Annotated in this window: 13 protein-coding genes; 5 read left to right on the top strand and 8 right to left on the bottom strand. The window is 41.2% G+C overall.

What is annotated here, in order from left to right:
- Positions 1-49: 49 nt before the first annotated feature.
- From OLM34_RS07500 to dnaG, 5 genes are all read right to left on the bottom strand, one after another.
- Complete coding sequence (locus OLM34_RS07500) at positions 50-1,270, bottom strand: LL-diaminopimelate aminotransferase (RefSeq protein ID WP_264406341.1); 1,221 nt, start codon at positions 1,268-1,270, stop codon at positions 50-52.
- Positions 1,271-1,302: 32 nt separating this feature from the next.
- Complete coding sequence (dapF, locus tag OLM34_RS07495) at positions 1,303-2,142, bottom strand: diaminopimelate epimerase (RefSeq protein ID WP_264406339.1); 840 nt, start codon at positions 2,140-2,142, stop codon at positions 1,303-1,305.
- Between the two features lie 151 nt (positions 2,143-2,293).
- Positions 2,294-3,616, bottom strand: a complete 1,323-nt coding sequence (locus tag OLM34_RS07490) for an ABC transporter permease (RefSeq protein WP_264406338.1) — start codon at positions 3,614-3,616, stop codon at positions 2,294-2,296.
- A 3-nt stretch (positions 3,617-3,619) separates the two neighbouring features.
- Positions 3,620-4,540, bottom strand: coding sequence for an ABC transporter ATP-binding protein (locus OLM34_RS07485; RefSeq protein ID WP_264406337.1), 921 nt, complete (start codon positions 4,538-4,540; stop codon positions 3,620-3,622).
- Between the two features lie 42 nt (positions 4,541-4,582).
- Positions 4,583-6,589, bottom strand: a complete 2,007-nt coding sequence (dnaG, locus tag OLM34_RS07480) for a DNA primase (protein ID WP_264406336.1) — start codon at positions 6,587-6,589, stop codon at positions 4,583-4,585.
- 125 nt (positions 6,590-6,714) lie between these two features.
- Between dnaG and OLM34_RS07475 the strand changes: the two genes are divergently transcribed.
- Positions 6,715-7,734: a branched-chain amino acid aminotransferase gene (locus tag OLM34_RS07475; protein WP_264406335.1), complete on the top strand. Its 1,020-nt coding sequence runs from the start codon at positions 6,715-6,717 to the stop codon at positions 7,732-7,734.
- A 40-nt stretch (positions 7,735-7,774) separates the two neighbouring features.
- Here the strand turns inward: OLM34_RS07475 and OLM34_RS07470 are convergent, their stop codons facing one another.
- From OLM34_RS07470 to OLM34_RS07460, 3 genes are all read right to left on the bottom strand, one after another.
- Entirely contained in the window at positions 7,775-8,248 is a 474-nt protein-coding gene (locus OLM34_RS07470; protein ID WP_264406334.1) for a CYTH domain-containing protein, read from the bottom strand.
- A gap of 263 nt (positions 8,249-8,511) precedes the next feature.
- A complete protein-coding gene (locus OLM34_RS07465; protein WP_413777205.1) occupies positions 8,512-10,893 on the bottom strand; it encodes a transglycosylase domain-containing protein in 2,382 nt (793 codons plus the stop codon).
- Between the two features lie 158 nt (positions 10,894-11,051).
- Positions 11,052-12,011: an ROK family protein gene (locus OLM34_RS07460; RefSeq protein WP_264406333.1), complete on the bottom strand. Its 960-nt coding sequence runs from the start codon at positions 12,009-12,011 to the stop codon at positions 11,052-11,054.
- A 151-nt stretch (positions 12,012-12,162) separates the two neighbouring features.
- Here OLM34_RS07460 and fabD point away from each other — a divergent pair, with 151 nt between their 5' ends.
- The 4 genes from fabD (at position 12,163) to OLM34_RS07440 (ending at position 15,923) form a co-directional block, all read left to right on the top strand.
- The gene (fabD, locus tag OLM34_RS07455) at positions 12,163-13,050 is read left to right on the top strand and encodes an ACP S-malonyltransferase (RefSeq protein ID WP_264406332.1); all 888 of its coding nucleotides are present in this window, start codon (positions 12,163-12,165) and stop codon (positions 13,048-13,050) included.
- A 92-nt stretch (positions 13,051-13,142) separates the two neighbouring features.
- Positions 13,143-13,826 (top strand): DUF4919 domain-containing protein, encoded by a 684-nt coding sequence (locus OLM34_RS07450; protein WP_264406330.1) that lies wholly within the window; start codon positions 13,143-13,145, stop codon positions 13,824-13,826.
- Between the two features lie 183 nt (positions 13,827-14,009).
- Positions 14,010-15,161, top strand: a complete 1,152-nt coding sequence (locus OLM34_RS07445; protein ID WP_264406329.1) for a COG1470 family protein — start codon at positions 14,010-14,012, stop codon at positions 15,159-15,161.
- 3 nt (positions 15,162-15,164) lie between these two features.
- Positions 15,165-15,923, top strand: coding sequence for an ABC transporter ATP-binding protein (locus OLM34_RS07440; RefSeq protein WP_264406328.1), 759 nt, complete (start codon positions 15,165-15,167; stop codon positions 15,921-15,923).
- Positions 15,924-15,964 lie beyond the last annotated feature (41 nt).

Here is a 15,964-nt window from a genome sequence, read left to right as displayed (position 1 = left end):
GAAACAAGGCTACATAAAATAAGCGGCCAAACGCCGCTTATTTTATGATTTATATTTCCCATTTCTTAATTCGTTCAATGGCTTCCCGAGTTTTTTCGTGACTGTTGAAAGCCGTGAGACGAAAATAACCTTCGCCGCTTGGGCCAAAACCTACCCCCGGAGTACCTACGATGTGACGCTCATTGAGCAACCGGTCAAAAAACTGCCACGAATCATTTGTATCGGGGCATTTCAGCCATATATAGGGCGAATTTACACCACCATATACAGTCCAACCCTTCTCTTGGAGTCCTTCGCGGATAGTCTTCGCATTTTCCAGATAATAATTTACCAATCCTTTAACTTCCTCTTTTCCTTCCGGAGAATACACGGCTTCTGCTGCCCGTTGAATAATATAGGCTGTTCCATTGAATTTGGTGGACTGGCGTCTGAGCCATAATTGATTCAGAGAAACATAGGTGCCGTTGGAAGCTTTTGTTTTTAGTTCTTTTGGCACCACCGTGTAGCTGCAGCGCAGACCGGTGAAGCCGGCATTTTTGGAGTAGGAACGAAATTCGATTGCGCACGATTTTGCTCCCTCAATTTCGAAAATGCTGTGAGGAACGTCATCTTCTGTAACATAAGCCTCATAAGCTGCATCAAATAAAATGAGGCTTTTGTTTTCGAGCGCATAAATTACCCATCTTTTCAGTTCGTCCCTTTTCATGACCGTACCGGTAGGATTATTGGGATAACACAGGTAAATGACATCTACTCTTTTTTTGGGTATCTCAGGCAAGAAATTGTTTTCGGGATGACAAGGGAGAAACACAATTTTACTGTTGGTAATGGAGCGCTCTTTTATTCTCATTATATTGGAATCCAAATACACCGGGTAAACCGGATCGGTGATTCCGACCATATTGTTTTCGCCTAAGATATCTACAATATTTCCCGTATCGCTTTTCGCTCCGTCACTCACAAATATTTCATCGGTAGAAATATCGATACCGTGTGCACGATAATCGTTCTCGGCAATTTTTTCAAGTAAAAAATCGTATCCTCGCTCCGGTCCGTAACCCCGAAAAGTTTCTTTTACCGCCATTTCATCTACGGCTTTATGCAAGGCTTTAATAACAGCCGGCGGTAAAGGCAATGTCACGTCGCCGATCCCTAAACGAATAATGTTTGCATCCGGATGTTCAGATGAAAATTGTTTGATTTTCTCGGCAACAGTAGTAAAAAGATAATTTTCGTTCAGCCTAAGAAAATTTTCATTTATCGTAAACATATTTTACTGAGTTAATGGTTGATGAATTCTTTTTAATCGGGAATTTCTCCCTTAAAAACAAAATGGGCATCGCCTGTCAGATATACTTGGTTATGAACTTTATCCCACTCGATGTGAAGATCGCCTCCTTTTAATTTCACAGTGACAGAGGTATCGCAACGATCATTCAGGACACCCGCTGCCAAGGAGGCACAAGCACCTGTTCCACAGGCAAGGGTTTCGCCGCTGCCTCGCTCCCATACGCGCATTTTGAGCGTATGGCGATCAATGACTTCGATAAATTCCACATTGGTTCGTTGAGGGAACATGGGGTGATTTTCGATTTTGGGTCCTATCTCATCAAGTTTCAATGCATCGATGCCCGACATGAAAATAACGGCGTGAGGATTACCCATCGATACACAGGTTATGCGATATGTCTTTTCATCGATGGTCAACGGTTGGTCGATTACTTCGGAAAGTTCGGAAATAACCGGAATGGAACGGGAAGAAAAATCAGCTTTCCCCATATTTACGCGTACCCGTTGGACGGTATCGGTTTGGGGATCAATAAACAGTTGAAGATATTTTATGCCTGCTTTGGTATCTAAGGCAATTTCCCGTTTTTTTGTCAATCCTCTTTCATATAGGTATTTTGCCACACAGCGTGAAGCGTTGCCACACATTTCGGCTTCACTGCCGTCAGCATTGAACATGCGCATGGAAAAATCGCCTTCGTCCGAAGGGCCTATCAGCACAATGCCATCGCCGCCTACACCAAAATGCCGGTCACTTAACTTTATGGACAATGCCGAAGGGTTATCTATTTTTTCTTCAAACAAATTAAAATAGATATAATCGTTACCTGTCCCCTGCATCTTTTCAAATTTCATACATCCCTATTTTATTTGAAAAATGATTAATACTGCTTTCAATAAATTTCTACCGTTTGAAAAGAAAAAATGCCGAATTCCTTTCAAAAACGATTTTATAGCCGGCAAAATTACGACTTTTTGTCGATTTTAGCAATAAAATAGTTTACATTTATTTATATTTTGCCCATTTTATTATTTCTTTTACCGTGGGTTTTTTCCCATACATCAATATTCCTACACGATAAATTTTGGCAGAAAAAATCGAAATAACGACAAAAGAACCGTATAAAATGATCACTGAAAGAATTTTTTCCCAAGCCGGAATCCCAAAAGGAATGCGCACCATCATCACCACAGGTGAAGTAAAAGGGATAAACGAACACCAGAAAGCTAATGGACCGTCAGGATTTTCTATGCTGTAAAAACCGGCATAAAAAGCAAATAAGAGAATAATCGTTATAGGCATCATAAATTGTTGAGTATCTTGTTCATTGTCGACCGAAGCCCCGATCATGGCAAAGATAGATGCATATAACACATATCCACCAATAAAGAAAACGATGAAATATAAGATGATTTCCAACCAATTTATCGTTTGAAACATGGCAACAATTTCCGACATATTTACCGGCTGCATTGAGTTGTTCATCAGTTGAGAAGAGGTAGCTGCATCGTTAGAAAAAACCGGCAAAATGCCTAAAACCATGGTCAGACTACCCAGCAGCAATGCCCAAATGAAGAGTTGTGTTAATCCCACTAACCCGATTCCGACGATTTTTCCGATTAGCAAATTTACCGGTTTAACGGAAGATACCAGTACTTCTACAATTCGACTCCGCTTTTCTTCCAGCACAGCTTGCATCACCATTCCCCCGTAACTCATAAGAAAAATGTATATCAACAGGGTGAAAGCGATACCAACAATAGAGGAAAGCATTGAAGAAGAGGCAAAGGTTTCTCCCTCTTTGTTCAAACGCAACGTCGAAACAGACACATTAGCACCCGATTCAATGATGTGGCGAACTTTTACGATGGTTTGAGCATCCACATTGCCGGAAGCAGATAATTCGTCGAGCTTTTGTCGCGTCACTTTTTCTGAAAGTACTTTTTCGATGTTTTTCAATAAACTCATCGGAACTTGTTTTTCGGAGATCAAGAATACATTCTGCGGTTTTTTACTCAAATCGTCCGTTATTTGAAGAATGGCAAAAAAATCTTTTCCAAGCCGAGGAGTATAATTAGCTGATTCGTCTGCTTTACCGACGATTTCAAATCGGTAGTCATCCGTGGATTTAAATTCAGGAGCATAAATTCCTGTATGATCAATCACGACAATTTTTTTGATTTCGGAATCTTTTATTGTCGATAACCAAAGAGGAACAAAAGCCAATGCTAAAAAAAGGACCGGCATGAATATCGTGAAAAGGATAAACGTTTTTTTTGTGACGCGAGAACTATATTCGCGTTGTATGATTAATCCGAGCGTATTCATAAGTCAGTTGTCTTTTATGGACTGAGATGTAACCGCACTCACGAAAACCTCGCGCATGGTAGGAAGTTCTTCTTCGAAAGAAATTACCGGATAGGTATTCAAGATCAGTTTGATAAGTTCCGTATTTTCCATCTCGACCTTTTTTTGAATTCTCACATCGATATATTCGTGTTTTTTTTCTTTGGATAGTACAGTAAATGATTCATTCTCCATTTCAAAATCATCAGAAAATAATCTGAAGCGAAGAACATGTTGCCTGTAGGCGTTTCTGATTTCAAAAACATTTCCATGCAACACCACTTTCGATTGATTGATCAAAGCAATGTTATCACATAATTCTTCCACCGATTCCATATCGTGAGTAGAGAGAAGAACAGTTTTTCCTTCATTTTTGAGCCGAAGTATCTCGTTTTTGATGATATCGGCATTTAAGGGATCGAAACCGCTAAAGGGTTCATCTAAAATTATCAACTCGGGATTGTGGATAACGGTAGCAATAAATTGCACTTTTTGCTGCATCCCCTTCGACAATTCTTCAACTTTACGGTTATACCAATTCGTGATGTTGAACTGACGGAACCATTTTGTCAGTTCAGTTTGTGCATTTTTTCTCGACATCCCCCTAAGTTGAGCAAGATACATTACCTGATCGCCCACTTTCATTTTTTTATACAGGCCTCTTTCTTCGGGTAAATAGCCGATACGATACACATCTTGCCCGGAAAACGGACGGCCGTTAACGAGGATTACGCCACTGTCAGGCGCAATGATGCGGGTAATGATGCGGATGAGCGTGGTTTTCCCTGCGCCGTTTGGACCAAGAAGGCCAAAGACAGAACCTTGTGGCACAGCGATGCTCACACCATTTAATGCCAAATGTTCGGCATACTGTTTTACAATATCTTTCGTTTCGAGATAATACATGTAAATAGGAGTAAGAAACCTTAGCTAATGAGAAATCCGGGTTTAATATTTCAATACAATGCGTTCCCCCAATATTTTTGCCAATTCTTTTTTGATATTTTGTAATTGCTGTAATTCCTGAAGAAGGATTATCATTTCGTCGGCATCCGCTTTTTGGATAGCTTTTTTTACATTCTCAATCTTTTGCATGACATAGGCATTTTTCAGTTCGGTAGTAGCTCGCGGCACCAATGCTTCAAGCAAATTTTCTTCAATGAGACGAGAATCTTTATTGTTGATATCTTCGCCCAAAAATTTAGCATGAATCTTACTAAGATGATATTTATCGGTCATCAACTCTGAGGCTAGTTTACCGATTTTTGGGTCATGATGATAAAGAAAATACTTGTCGGGCGCAAAATCCTTTTCTGTCGATTTTTCTACAGCTTCTTCAAATATTTGCTGATATATAGGATGGGTAAATTGGATATGATCACGTTCAAGATCATATTTTATAAAATGGATGACCGAAGGACCTTCTTCAACAAGAACATCAATTTCGACCACATTTTTGCCTTCCCGCCGTTTTTCTTTTTTAAAACGTCTATAAATCGGGTTCATGCCGTAACGAATAACATATCGGATGATTTGTCGTTCATACTTCTCATAGGGATCTTCCGGAAAAAAAGAGCGAGACGCATCATCATGATCAACAGGTAAATCTTCTTTCTTGTCAGAAGAGCGTTCCTTTTGTTTTTCAATATTTTTTAATCGGATTTTGTTGACTTCTCTAATCAGTATTTTTTCGTCAACATTCATCAAGGCGGCACAATCATGAATATAAACGGAACGGGTAATATTGTTGTGGATCACCGAAATACTTTGTACAAGATCGGTAATTAATCCGGCGCGTTTTATGGGATCGTTGGCTGCTTCTTTTAGTAGAAGTTGGGTCTTGAAACGAATAAAATCGACTTCATGTTCGTTGATATAGCGGCTAAAACTTTCTGCATTTTGTTTGCGCGCAAACGAATCGGGATCTTCACCATCGGGCAGCAATACCACTTTCACATTCATGCCTTCTTCAAGCAGCAAATCGATTCCGCGCAACGCAGCCTTAATCCCTGCCGTATCGCCATCATACAAAACCGTAATATTATTGGAGAAACGGCGAATCAAACGTATCTGTCCGTGCGTAAGCGCTGTTCCCGACGATGCAACTACGTTCTCTATCCCCGCCTGATGCATGGAAATTACATCGGTATAGCCTTCCACCAAATAACAACGATCTTGTTTGACTATGGCATTTTTGGCAAAATAGATTCCGTAAAGCTCATTGCTCTTGGAGTAAATTTCGCTTTCGGGTGAATTGATGTATTTCCCTGTGTTTTCTGCCTTTTTAAGAATGCGGCCACCAAAAGCCACCACTTTTCCCGAAAGGGTATGAACAGGGAAAATGACTCTTCCTCTAAAACGGTCAGTGAGCGGGAGCATACTCTCTTCCCCTACTGCAAGCCCTGACTTTAATAAATATTCGCGCTGATAACCGGCCTTCAGTGCCCCGGAAGAAAAAGCATCGCGTTGTTCGGGGCTATATCCGAGTTGAAATTTTTTAATGATATCGTCCCGGAAACCGCGTTCACGAAAATAACTCATTCCGACAGCTCTTCCTTCAGGATGTTCATGAAGTGTTTTCACGAAGAAATCGCGGGCATATTCGTTCAAGATAAACAGGCTTTCGCGGATGCTCTGTGCTTGCTTTTCTTCGTCGGTCAGTTCCTTTTCTTCTACTTCAATGTGGTATTTTTTTGCCAGATATTTCAATGCTTCATAATAGGAGAGTTGCTCGTGTTTCATGATAAAATGCACCGGAGCACCTCCTTCTCCGCATACAAAGCACTTGCAAATGTTTTTGGCAGGAGAAACGTAAAATGACGGCGAATGATCATCATGAAAGGGACACAAGCCAACATAATTCGATCCCCTTTTGCGAAGTGTAATGAAATCAGCTACCACATCTACAATACGTGCAGCATCCTGAATACGTTCTATGGTAACTTGATCAATCATATTTCGTAGCACGAAAATAGTGATTTAAATTGTTAATTTTACATTTTTGATGAAATAATATTATCTTTGTGGGTTTAGATAATTCAAAATAAACAATTCAATATTCTCTTATAAATTTTTACAACATGGATACGATTGATTGGTCGAATTTATCGTTCGGCTATATGAAAACCGATTATAACGTACGAAGTTATTATCGTGACGGAAAATGGAGTGAGCCTCAACTGGAAACCTCCGAATATCTGAATCTGCATATGGCAGCCACGTGTTTGCATTACGGGCAGGAAGTATTTGAAGGGCAGAAGGCTTTTATGGGAAAAGACGGCAAAGTGCGTATCTTTCGCATGCGTGATAATGCATTGCGAATGCAATCGTCTGCACGCGGTATTTTGATGGCAGAACCGCCGGTAGAATTATTTGAAGAGATGGTGGTAACGGCTGTCAAAAAAAATCGGCGGTTTGTTCCGCCTTACGAAAGCGGAGCTTCCCTTTATATTCGTCCGTTACTGATCGGAACCACTGCTCAAGTTGGAGTGAGACCTGCCAAAGAATACCTTCTTATTGTTTTTGTTACACCGGTCGGTCCTTATTTCAAAGAAGGATTTAAACCTACACCCATGGTAATTTTGCGCGAATATGATCGTGCAGCACCTCTAGGAACAGGAAGGTATAAGGTGGGTGGAAATTATGCTGCGGGTTTGCCGGCTGACGAAAAAGCCCACAGAATGGGATATTCTTCCGTATTGTATCTCGACGCTAAAGAAAAAAAGTATATCGATGAATGTGGTCCTGCAAATTTCTTCGGAATTAAAAATAACACGTATGTTACGCCGGAATCTACTTCCATTCTTCCATCCATAACCAATAAAAGTTTGATGCAACTGGCAAAAGATATGGGGATGAAGATTGAGCAACGTCGTGTTCCGGTAGAAGAGCTTTCTACATTTGAAGAAGCCGGTGCTTGCGGAACGGCCGCCGTAATTAGTCCTATTTCGCGTATCGATGATTTGGCTGAAAATAAAACGTATGTGTTCTGCACGGACGATAAACCGGGACCGGTTTGCGAGAAGTTATATCATAAACTGCGAGCCATTCAATATGGTGACGAGCCCGATCCTTACGGTTGGATAACCGTGTTGGATTAAAATAAATCAAACCGGGTTTCTATGATGATTCCCGGTTTTTTTATTTTTTCCATTTACAATAAGGATATTTAGATAAATACGCATTATAATATCGGATATCGTTTGTAACTTCTTCTCCCAGCCATTCCGGCTTTTCAAACGACTGATTCTCGCTCTCTAACTCAATTTCGGCAATGGTGAGTCCCTCATTTTCCCCATGAAATTCATCTACCTCAAATGTACTTTTTCCCACTTTTACCACATAACGTGTTTTTTCGATAACCGATTTTCCGCAAAACTTCAGCATATCTTCCGCTTCTTTTAAAGGGATCTCATATTCCCATTCATAGCGGGAAAACTCACTGCCATTAACTGTGCTTTTGATGGTCAGATATGCCTTTTCATCGGATATACGAACCCTTACAACCAGTGGCGAATCCGTAGAAAGATATCCCTGCATGATACGATGAAAAGCAGATGACTTTGATTTATAGTCGCCCTTCACCAAGAATTTCCGTTCTATCTCATACTTCATAAAGATGAATTTTGTGGCCAAATGTATGAAAAATAATCGAAGGAATAGTCGAAAGGTTCCATTAAAAAATGATGAATGTTAAATATCAAATCGTGTAGTATTTAAAGCTAAGTTCAACTTAGAAGCGCAAAGCGATACGGAGATAAAGGGAGATGTAATCGAAAATCCGGTCATTAAAAATGTCCGCATCAATGGCAAAAAAATCGATTTGTTTGCTACCGATTAAACCGGAATTATTCCCACAATAAATATTCCTTGTCGGATTAATTGAACATATCATCGATTCCTTCGGTTGTCACTTCCTCGTATTCCGAAGGGTAATTTTGCGTTCCGGAGCACGGATTCTTATATTGGGGCGGAACCTCAAAAACACCGTTGTCGCTCATATTCAGCGAGGGATCGGCGTATATTTTTTGGTAGAATAGTCCGTGGATGGGCAACGCCATACTTGCCCCTTGGCCATATGCCATGCGGTCGAAATGAATGGAACGGTCTTCTCCGCCCACCCAGCATCCGGCAACAATCGAAGGAGTAAACGACATGAACCAACCGTCGGAATGGTTTTGTGTGGTTCCTGTTTTGCCTCCCATTTCTCCTTTCAGGTTATAAATCCTTCGTAATCGACTGCCCGTTCCTCCGTCAATTACCGCTTTCAGCATATCGAGCATTTTGTATGACGTACTTTCGCTGAATATTTCGTGCATTTGAGGAATAAACGTTGCAATTAGGTTGCCGTAAGAATCTTCTATATGGGTTACCATCAGGGGTTCCACACGAATACCCTTGTTTACAAATGAAGAATATCCACTCACCATTTCCGAAACAGAAGCATCGCAAATACCCAGTGCGAGTGAAACCACCGGGTCTATCGGACTTTTAAGCCCGAAGGATTTCAGCAATCGGGCAAAGGCATACGGCGAAAACATTTTCATTAAATATGCCGTTACCCAGTTACTCGAATTTTGTAACCCCCATTTGATGGTCACCGGTTCGCCAACAGCACGAGCACCCGGGTTTTGCGGGGTCCATTCCCGTCCGTTTTCATCCGTCAGCGTTTGAGGAACGTGCAGCATTTGGTCGCAGGGCGTCATCCCTTCTTCCATAGCCAGGGTATAAAGGAAAGGCTTGATGGTTGAACCTATCTGCCTTTTCCCTGTACTGACCATATCGTATTTGAAGAATTTGAAGTCGGGTCCCCCTACATATGCCTTTACATGTCCTGTATAAGGATCCATTGCCATGAATCCCGAACGAAGAAATGATTTATGATATCGGATGGAATCCCAAGGCGTCATAACCGTATCGATTTCTCCTTTTTCCCAAGAGAAAACTTTCATTTCTACTTCTTCGTTTTTGAAATACCTCAAAATCTCTTCTTCGCTATAACCGGCTTTTTTCATACCCCTGTATCGATCGGTCTGACGCATGGCATTTGCCATCAGATCTTCCACTTTGTTGCTGACATCGGAAGAGAACGGTGCATATTTTTTCCCTGCTTTTTCTTTATCAAAAAGAGGTTGTAAATAACCTCCGAGATATTCTTTGACGGATTCTTCGGCATATTTTTGCATGCGTGAATCGATAGTCGAATATATTTTCAACCCATCGGTATAAATATTGTAATCCGAGCCGTCGGTTTTTTTGTTTTTATGGCACCATCCATATAGAGGATTGGTTTCCCATGCAATGGAATCTTCAATAAATTGTTGCCGTTGCCATGTTGCGGGATAATCTCTTTTATCGGGCTTATTTGCCATCATAATCATGCCCAGGTATTGACGAAAATAGGGAGCCGGAACATCCACATGACTCAGTCTGTTAAAGTCAACGTTTAGAGGCGTTTGTTTGAGTGAATCGGCCTCCTGTCGGCTCAGGTATCCGGCTTTTCGCATTTGCTCGATTACCACATTGCGTCGTTGGAGAGTAAGTTCGGGACGGCGTATGGGATTGTAGAGCGAAGAATTTTTCAACATGCCTATCAACATGGCCGATTCCTGAATATTCAATTCGGCCGGTTTTTTGTTGAAATAGGTTCGTGCAGCCGATTCTATACCTACGGCGTTGTAGTTGAAATCGTATTTATTGAGATATAAATTGATAATTTCATCCTTGCTGTAATAACGCTCCAATTTGACGGCGATCACCCATTCGATGGGTTTTTGCATCATTCGCTGTAATTTGTTTCCGGCCTTGGGGGAGTAAAGCAATTTTGCCAATTGTTGGGTAATGGTACTTCCTCCTCCGCTATCTTCCTGTTGGAGGAGAAGGGTTTTCACGATGGCACGTCCCAAACCGATAACATCAATTCCCGAATGTTTATAAAAACGAATATCTTCTGTGGCTATCAATGCATCGATAAGGTGAGGTGAAAGATCGGAATATTTCACAAAAATGCGATTTTCTTTGTTTTGTGAAAAAGTAAAAAGGAGCTGTCCATCGGTTGAGACAACCTGAGAAGCATATTTATCGATCGGATTCTCCAATTCTTCAATATTGGGAATATATCCGATAGCTCCTACGGAAATCAAGCCGAAGATGAGGATGCCCAAAATGAGTAGGAATCCGTAAATTTCCCACATCCATTTTATCACGTTCTGTTTTGATTCGGATGAATTATTTTGTTTGCTTTTTTTTCTTTTGCCCATATATTTTTATAGCAAAGAGTACGATTAACTCTCGGAATTTCACTGCAAAGATACACCATAATTTTCAATTAACATACAACAAATAAAAATGAGGTGCCCAAAAAATGAGCACCTCAAAAAAGTGAACTATTTTGATTAAATCGATTTTTCGTGTCTTTCTATACTTCCCAACCTAAAGCGCTTGCACCCAGAACAGCAGCATCATCCTCTTTCAATCCCGAAAAAAGTATTTTCACTTTGTTTTTGAATATCTTTAAAAGGTTTTTTTCCATACTCTCTTTGGTGGGCTTGAGAATAAAGTCGCCGGCTTTTGCCAGACCTCCGAAAAGGATAATGGCTTCCGGACTTGAAAAAGCCACAAAATCGGCGAATGCTTCACCCAGTATATTTCCTGTAAAATTAAAGATAGAGATGGCAACCTCATCACCTGTTACGGCAGCGTCGTATACGTCTTTGGAAGTAATGTCCTCAACCGGAATATTTCTTAAGAGGGTAGGGGTATCGGGATTTAGATCCAAGATTTCCCTTGCGGTTCGTGCTACACCTGTTGCCGATGTATATGCTTCGAGACACCCGTTTCTTCCACAACCACACAACCGACCATTATTGCGGCGCATAATCACATGACCGAGCTCACCGGCGAAACCGTCATGACCATAAACCAACTGCCCGTTTACGACAATTCCGCTTCCGACGCCTGTTCCGAGCGTAATTTCAATGAAATCCTTCATGCCGCGTGCAGCCCCGTAGGTCATTTCTCCAATTGCAGCAGCATTGGCATCATTGGTCAGGGCAACAGGTATGCCGATTCGTTCTTCCAGCATCTGTGCAAAAGGAATAACTCCTTTCCATGGAAGGTTGGGTGCAAATTCAATGCTGCCGGAAAAGTAATTGCCGTTAGGTGCTCCAACACCGATTCCTCTAATGGTATCTTTTGAGAAAGGATCCTTCAGTATGTCGTTAAGAGCCTGTGCGAGTTCGTCTAAATAATCGCCGACGTCTTCATGACGACCGGTTTTAATGGCTCCGCTTCTTAAAATCTGGCCTCTTTTATCTACAATTCCGAAGACGGTGTTGGTCCCGCCGATATCAATTCCTATTACATAAGGTTGATCCATGATTTTTTTGTTTTTTAAAAAGTTAGTCAATGATGATTAGTTTTCGCAAATATACAGGTTTTTTTATCAATTTACTTTTTTATGCTTGAAAATTTTTTATTTTAAATTTATTACCTTTGCGGTTACAGAAACCAACATAAAATAGGTATTTATGAAAAAAGCGTATGTATTTCCCGGCCAAGGTGCTCAATTTGTGGGTATGGGAAAAAATCTCTATGAATCACACCCCTTGGCCAACGAGTTGTTTGAGAAAGCCAATGCTATTTTGGGTTTTTCCATTACGGATATCATGTTTAACGGCACCGATGAAGATCTTCGCCAAACCAAAGTTACCCAACCGGCAGTATTCCTTCATTCCGTTATTCTTGCCAAAACAATGGGTGATGAATTTAAACCCGATATGACTGCAGGGCATTCTCTCGGCGAATTTTCTGCTTTGGTAGCTGCCGGAGCATTATCTTTTGAGGACGGCTTGAAGCTGGTGTATAAGCGGGCTATGGCTATGCAGAAAGCTTGCGAGATGAATCCTTCTACGATGGCTGCTATTCTCGGACTACCGGATGAAAAAGTGGAAGAAATTTGCGCTTCTATCACCGATGATATCGTTGTTCCTGCCAATTACAATTGTCCGGGTCAAATTGTAATTTCCGGCACGATCTCGGGTGTAGAAAAAGCCTGTCGATTACTGAAAGAAGCCGGTGCTAAACGTGCGCTTCCCTTAAAGGTAGGTGGCGCTTTTCATTCTCCGCTTATGGAACCGGCACGCCAGGAACTTTCGGAAGCCATTTCCGTGACGCCTTTTTCCGCTCCGATATGCCCTGTTTATCAAAATGTTTCAACTGTTGGAGAAACCGATCCCGAAACCATAAAGAAAAATCTTATCGCGCAACTTACCTCGCCGGTGAAATGGACGCAATGTGTGCTGCACATGATAGAAGATGGAGCTACCGAATTTATTGAACTCGGCCCCGGAAACGTATTACAAGGACTCATTTTAAAGATCAATCCGAATGTCATTGTTTCGGGTAGACAACAATAGAATTTTGTTGATTAAGATTTATTAAAAAATATTGTTTGTTAAAATGGGAAAAGGAAAATATATTTGCTATCATTATTAACTATCGACTCCAAATGAAAAAAATCGTCTTTCTATTTTTTTTAACGATAAGTGCTTTTGTTGCAAATGCACAGTCTTTTTCTTCCCATGCTCCCGATTATAAATCGATAAAGAAAAGTATCGAAAATCCTTCATCCGAATTTTATTATCCCAACCTCATGGAGAGATACCAAAATGGCGATTCTTCCCTAACGAGAGAAGAGCGGAGTTATCTGTATTACGGGTATGTTTTCCATCCCGATTATATGCCGTTGGATACTTCATCCTATAATAACCGGTTGATGGAAACCCTTTCAAAAGAATCATTTACGAGCGTCGATTATGAAAAACTTATTGGTGATGCCGATGCATTGCTGAAAGAAGATCCGTTCAACTTGCGGGCACTCAACATCAAACTGATGGTTTATGCTCAACAGGATAATGTTGCCGAATATAAGAAAGCGTTTGCACAACGTAAAGTCGTTTTGGATGCCATTGTGAGTTCAGGTGACGGACTTTCCAAAAAGACGCCTTATTATGTAATCAACGTGTCGCATGAATATGATTTTTTGAGCAGTATAGGATATCAAGTCGTTGGCGAAGGTAAGATTACAGGTCATTATCATTATGTAAAGTTGGGGGAAAACAAATACGGTATCAAAGGACTGTATTTCGATATAACGCCTGTTCTTGAGTATATGAGCAAACATAGGCGGTGAAGTTTTTTGATATCGAAATAGTAAAGGGTTGAAGTGTTATTTTCAGCCCTTTGTTATTAGTCATCGACAAATTTCAGATGAAACTGCGGTTTCATCGAATAATCGGATAAATGCGGTTTAGATTATCTATTATTTTATTTATGTAATGTACAAATTGGTTAAAAAAATCATGGAGGAATTTTTATGTCAGTACAAAAAAAGTTTTTAAGCTGTCAAGCACTTGTTTTGCTGGTTTTTCTTTCATTAAACCCGGTATCGGCTATGGCATCCGGTCAGGTTATTTTGTACACCCCTTATACAACAATTTCGGTTTCTCCGGGGGATGCGATCGAATATGCTGTTGATGTAATCAACAAAAGCGACCAGGTATTCAATGGCGATATACGGGTTATCGGCATTCCTCGTACATGGACGTACACTTTAAAAGGAGGAGGTTATACGGTCAGTAGAATTGCCGTGCTTCCTGATGATAAAAAGACGTTATCGCTGCGAGTGGAAGTGCCGTTTCAGGTCAATAAAGGGGCATATACTTTTCGCTTATCTGCCGGCGATTCGGCATCGCTTCCACTCACGGTTAAGGTAACCGAAATGGGATCGAGCGAGACGGAATTTACTGCTGATCAGTCCAATATGCAAGGAAATGCCAATGCAACTTTCACTTACCGAGCTACCTTAAAAAACAGAACCATCGATAAGCAACTCTATGCGTTGATGGCAAATGCTCCGCGAGGATGGACAGTTACCTTCAAAGCGGATTACAATCCGGTTACCTCTGTGGAACTTGAACCGAATACTACCAAAGAAATTACTATAGAAGTCAAACCACCCAAAGAAATCAAAGCAGGTACCTATAAGATTCCCGTAAGAGCCGTCACAGGATCTACTTCGGCATCGATGGAATTGGAAGCCGTTGTCACCGGCAATTATGAGATGTCGCTCACCACGCCCACCGGTTTATTGAGTACAAAAATTACTGCCGGCGGAAAACAGAAGATCGGGTTGACCGTTCGCAATACCGGTTCAGCCGATTTGACCGACATCGAAATGAAAGCTACCGCTCCTTCTAAATGGCAGGTAACGTTTGAACCCGAAAAAATCGATAAATTGGCACCCGGCAATGAAACCACCGTTTACGCTACCATTCAGGCCGACAAAAAAGCCATTCCGGGAGATTATGTCGTTGAAATGAGGGCTTCTACACCCGAGACAACGTCTCAACTTTCATTTCGCGTTATGGTGAAAACGCCCTTGATTTGGGGATGGGTTGGCGTGTTGGTGATTTTGGCAGCAATTGGAGGAGTGGTTTACCTGTTTCGCAAATTTGGGAGGAGATAAATTATGGCCGAAACAATCATCGAATTGGTTAACCTGACAAAGAAATATCGGTCGTTTACGGCTGTAGACCATATTCATTTGACGGTTGAAAAAGGAGAAATATTCGGCCTCTTGGGACCTAACGGTGCCGGAAAATCGACGACGATTTTGATGATGCTGGGGCTGACCGAGCCAAACGAAGGTCAAGCAAAGGTGTGTGGAATTGATCCTACCCGTCATCCCATTGAAGTAAAACGAAGAGTAGGTTATTTGCCTGAAGATATCGGTTTTTATGATGACCGTACCGGATTGGAAAATTTGGTTTACACTGCCATGTTGAACCGCATTTCTGAAGCCGAGGCTACCCAAAAAGCCAACGCACTGCTTAAGCGCGTAGGGTTGGAAAATGTCGATGGGAAGAAAACCGGCAAATATTCGAAAGGCATGCGTCAGCGATTGGGCTTGGCCGATGTACTGATAAAAAATCCTCAGGTGATTATTCTCGATGAGCCGACTTCGGGTATCGATCCGCAAGGCGTAAGAGCATTTCTTGATCTGATTATCGAATTGCGTAACGAGCATGGTCTCACGGTATTGTTTTCATCCCACAACTTGCATCAAGTAGAACAGGTTTGTGACAGAGTGGGTATTTTTGTACAAGGCAAAATATGTGCAATGGGCACTATTACCGATCTTTCACGGCAATTGTTTGGTGATGCCGATCACAATCTGGAGGACATTTATAACTCTTTTTTCGATGAAGGAGGTGTACATCATGAATGATAAGCGATGGAACCATTTTTTCAAAAAATACCGGCCTCATG

Origin of the sequence: Anaerorudis cellulosivorans (genome assembly GCF_025943985.1) — a bacterium.
Classification (GTDB): Bacteria; Bacteroidota; Bacteroidia; order Bacteroidales; family Dysgonomonadaceae; genus Anaerorudis; species Anaerorudis cellulosivorans.
Note: the sequence above shows the minus strand (reverse complement) of the source record. Positions and strands in the feature narration are given on the sequence as shown.

Excerpts from the sequence above, each read along its gene's own strand:
- OLM34_RS07470 (WP_264406334.1), bottom strand. The coding sequence starts at position 8,248 with ATGAAGTATGAGATAGAACGGAAATTCTTGGTGAAGGGCGACTATAAA.
- dapF (WP_264406339.1), bottom strand. The coding sequence starts at position 2,142 with ATGAAATTTGAAAAGATGCAGGGGACAGGTAACGATTATATCTATTTT.
- OLM34_RS07485 (WP_264406337.1), bottom strand. The coding sequence starts at position 4,540 with ATGTATTATCTCGAAACGAAAGATATTGTAAAACAGTATGCCGAACAT.
- fabD (WP_264406332.1), top strand. The coding sequence starts at position 12,163 with ATGAAAAAAGCGTATGTATTTCCCGGCCAAGGTGCTCAATTTGTGGGT.
- OLM34_RS07460 (WP_264406333.1), bottom strand. The coding sequence starts at position 12,011 with ATGGATCAACCTTATGTAATAGGAATTGATATCGGCGGGACCAACACC.
- OLM34_RS07465 (WP_413777205.1), bottom strand. The coding sequence starts at position 10,893 with ATGGGCAAAAGAAAAAAAAGCAAACAAAATAATTCATCCGAATCAAAA.
- OLM34_RS07475 (WP_264406335.1), top strand. The coding sequence starts at position 6,715 with ATGGATACGATTGATTGGTCGAATTTATCGTTCGGCTATATGAAAACC.
- OLM34_RS07440 (WP_264406328.1), top strand. The coding sequence starts at position 15,165 with ATGGCCGAAACAATCATCGAATTGGTTAACCTGACAAAGAAATATCGG.
- OLM34_RS07500 (WP_264406341.1), bottom strand. The coding sequence starts at position 1,270 with ATGTTTACGATAAATGAAAATTTTCTTAGGCTGAACGAAAATTATCTT.
- OLM34_RS07445 (WP_264406329.1), top strand. The coding sequence starts at position 14,010 with ATGTCAGTACAAAAAAAGTTTTTAAGCTGTCAAGCACTTGTTTTGCTG.
- OLM34_RS07450 (WP_264406330.1), top strand. The coding sequence starts at position 13,143 with ATGAAAAAAATCGTCTTTCTATTTTTTTTAACGATAAGTGCTTTTGTT.
- dnaG (WP_264406336.1), bottom strand. The coding sequence starts at position 6,589 with ATGATTGATCAAGTTACCATAGAACGTATTCAGGATGCTGCACGTATT.
- OLM34_RS07490 (WP_264406338.1), bottom strand. The coding sequence starts at position 3,616 with ATGAATACGCTCGGATTAATCATACAACGCGAATATAGTTCTCGCGTC.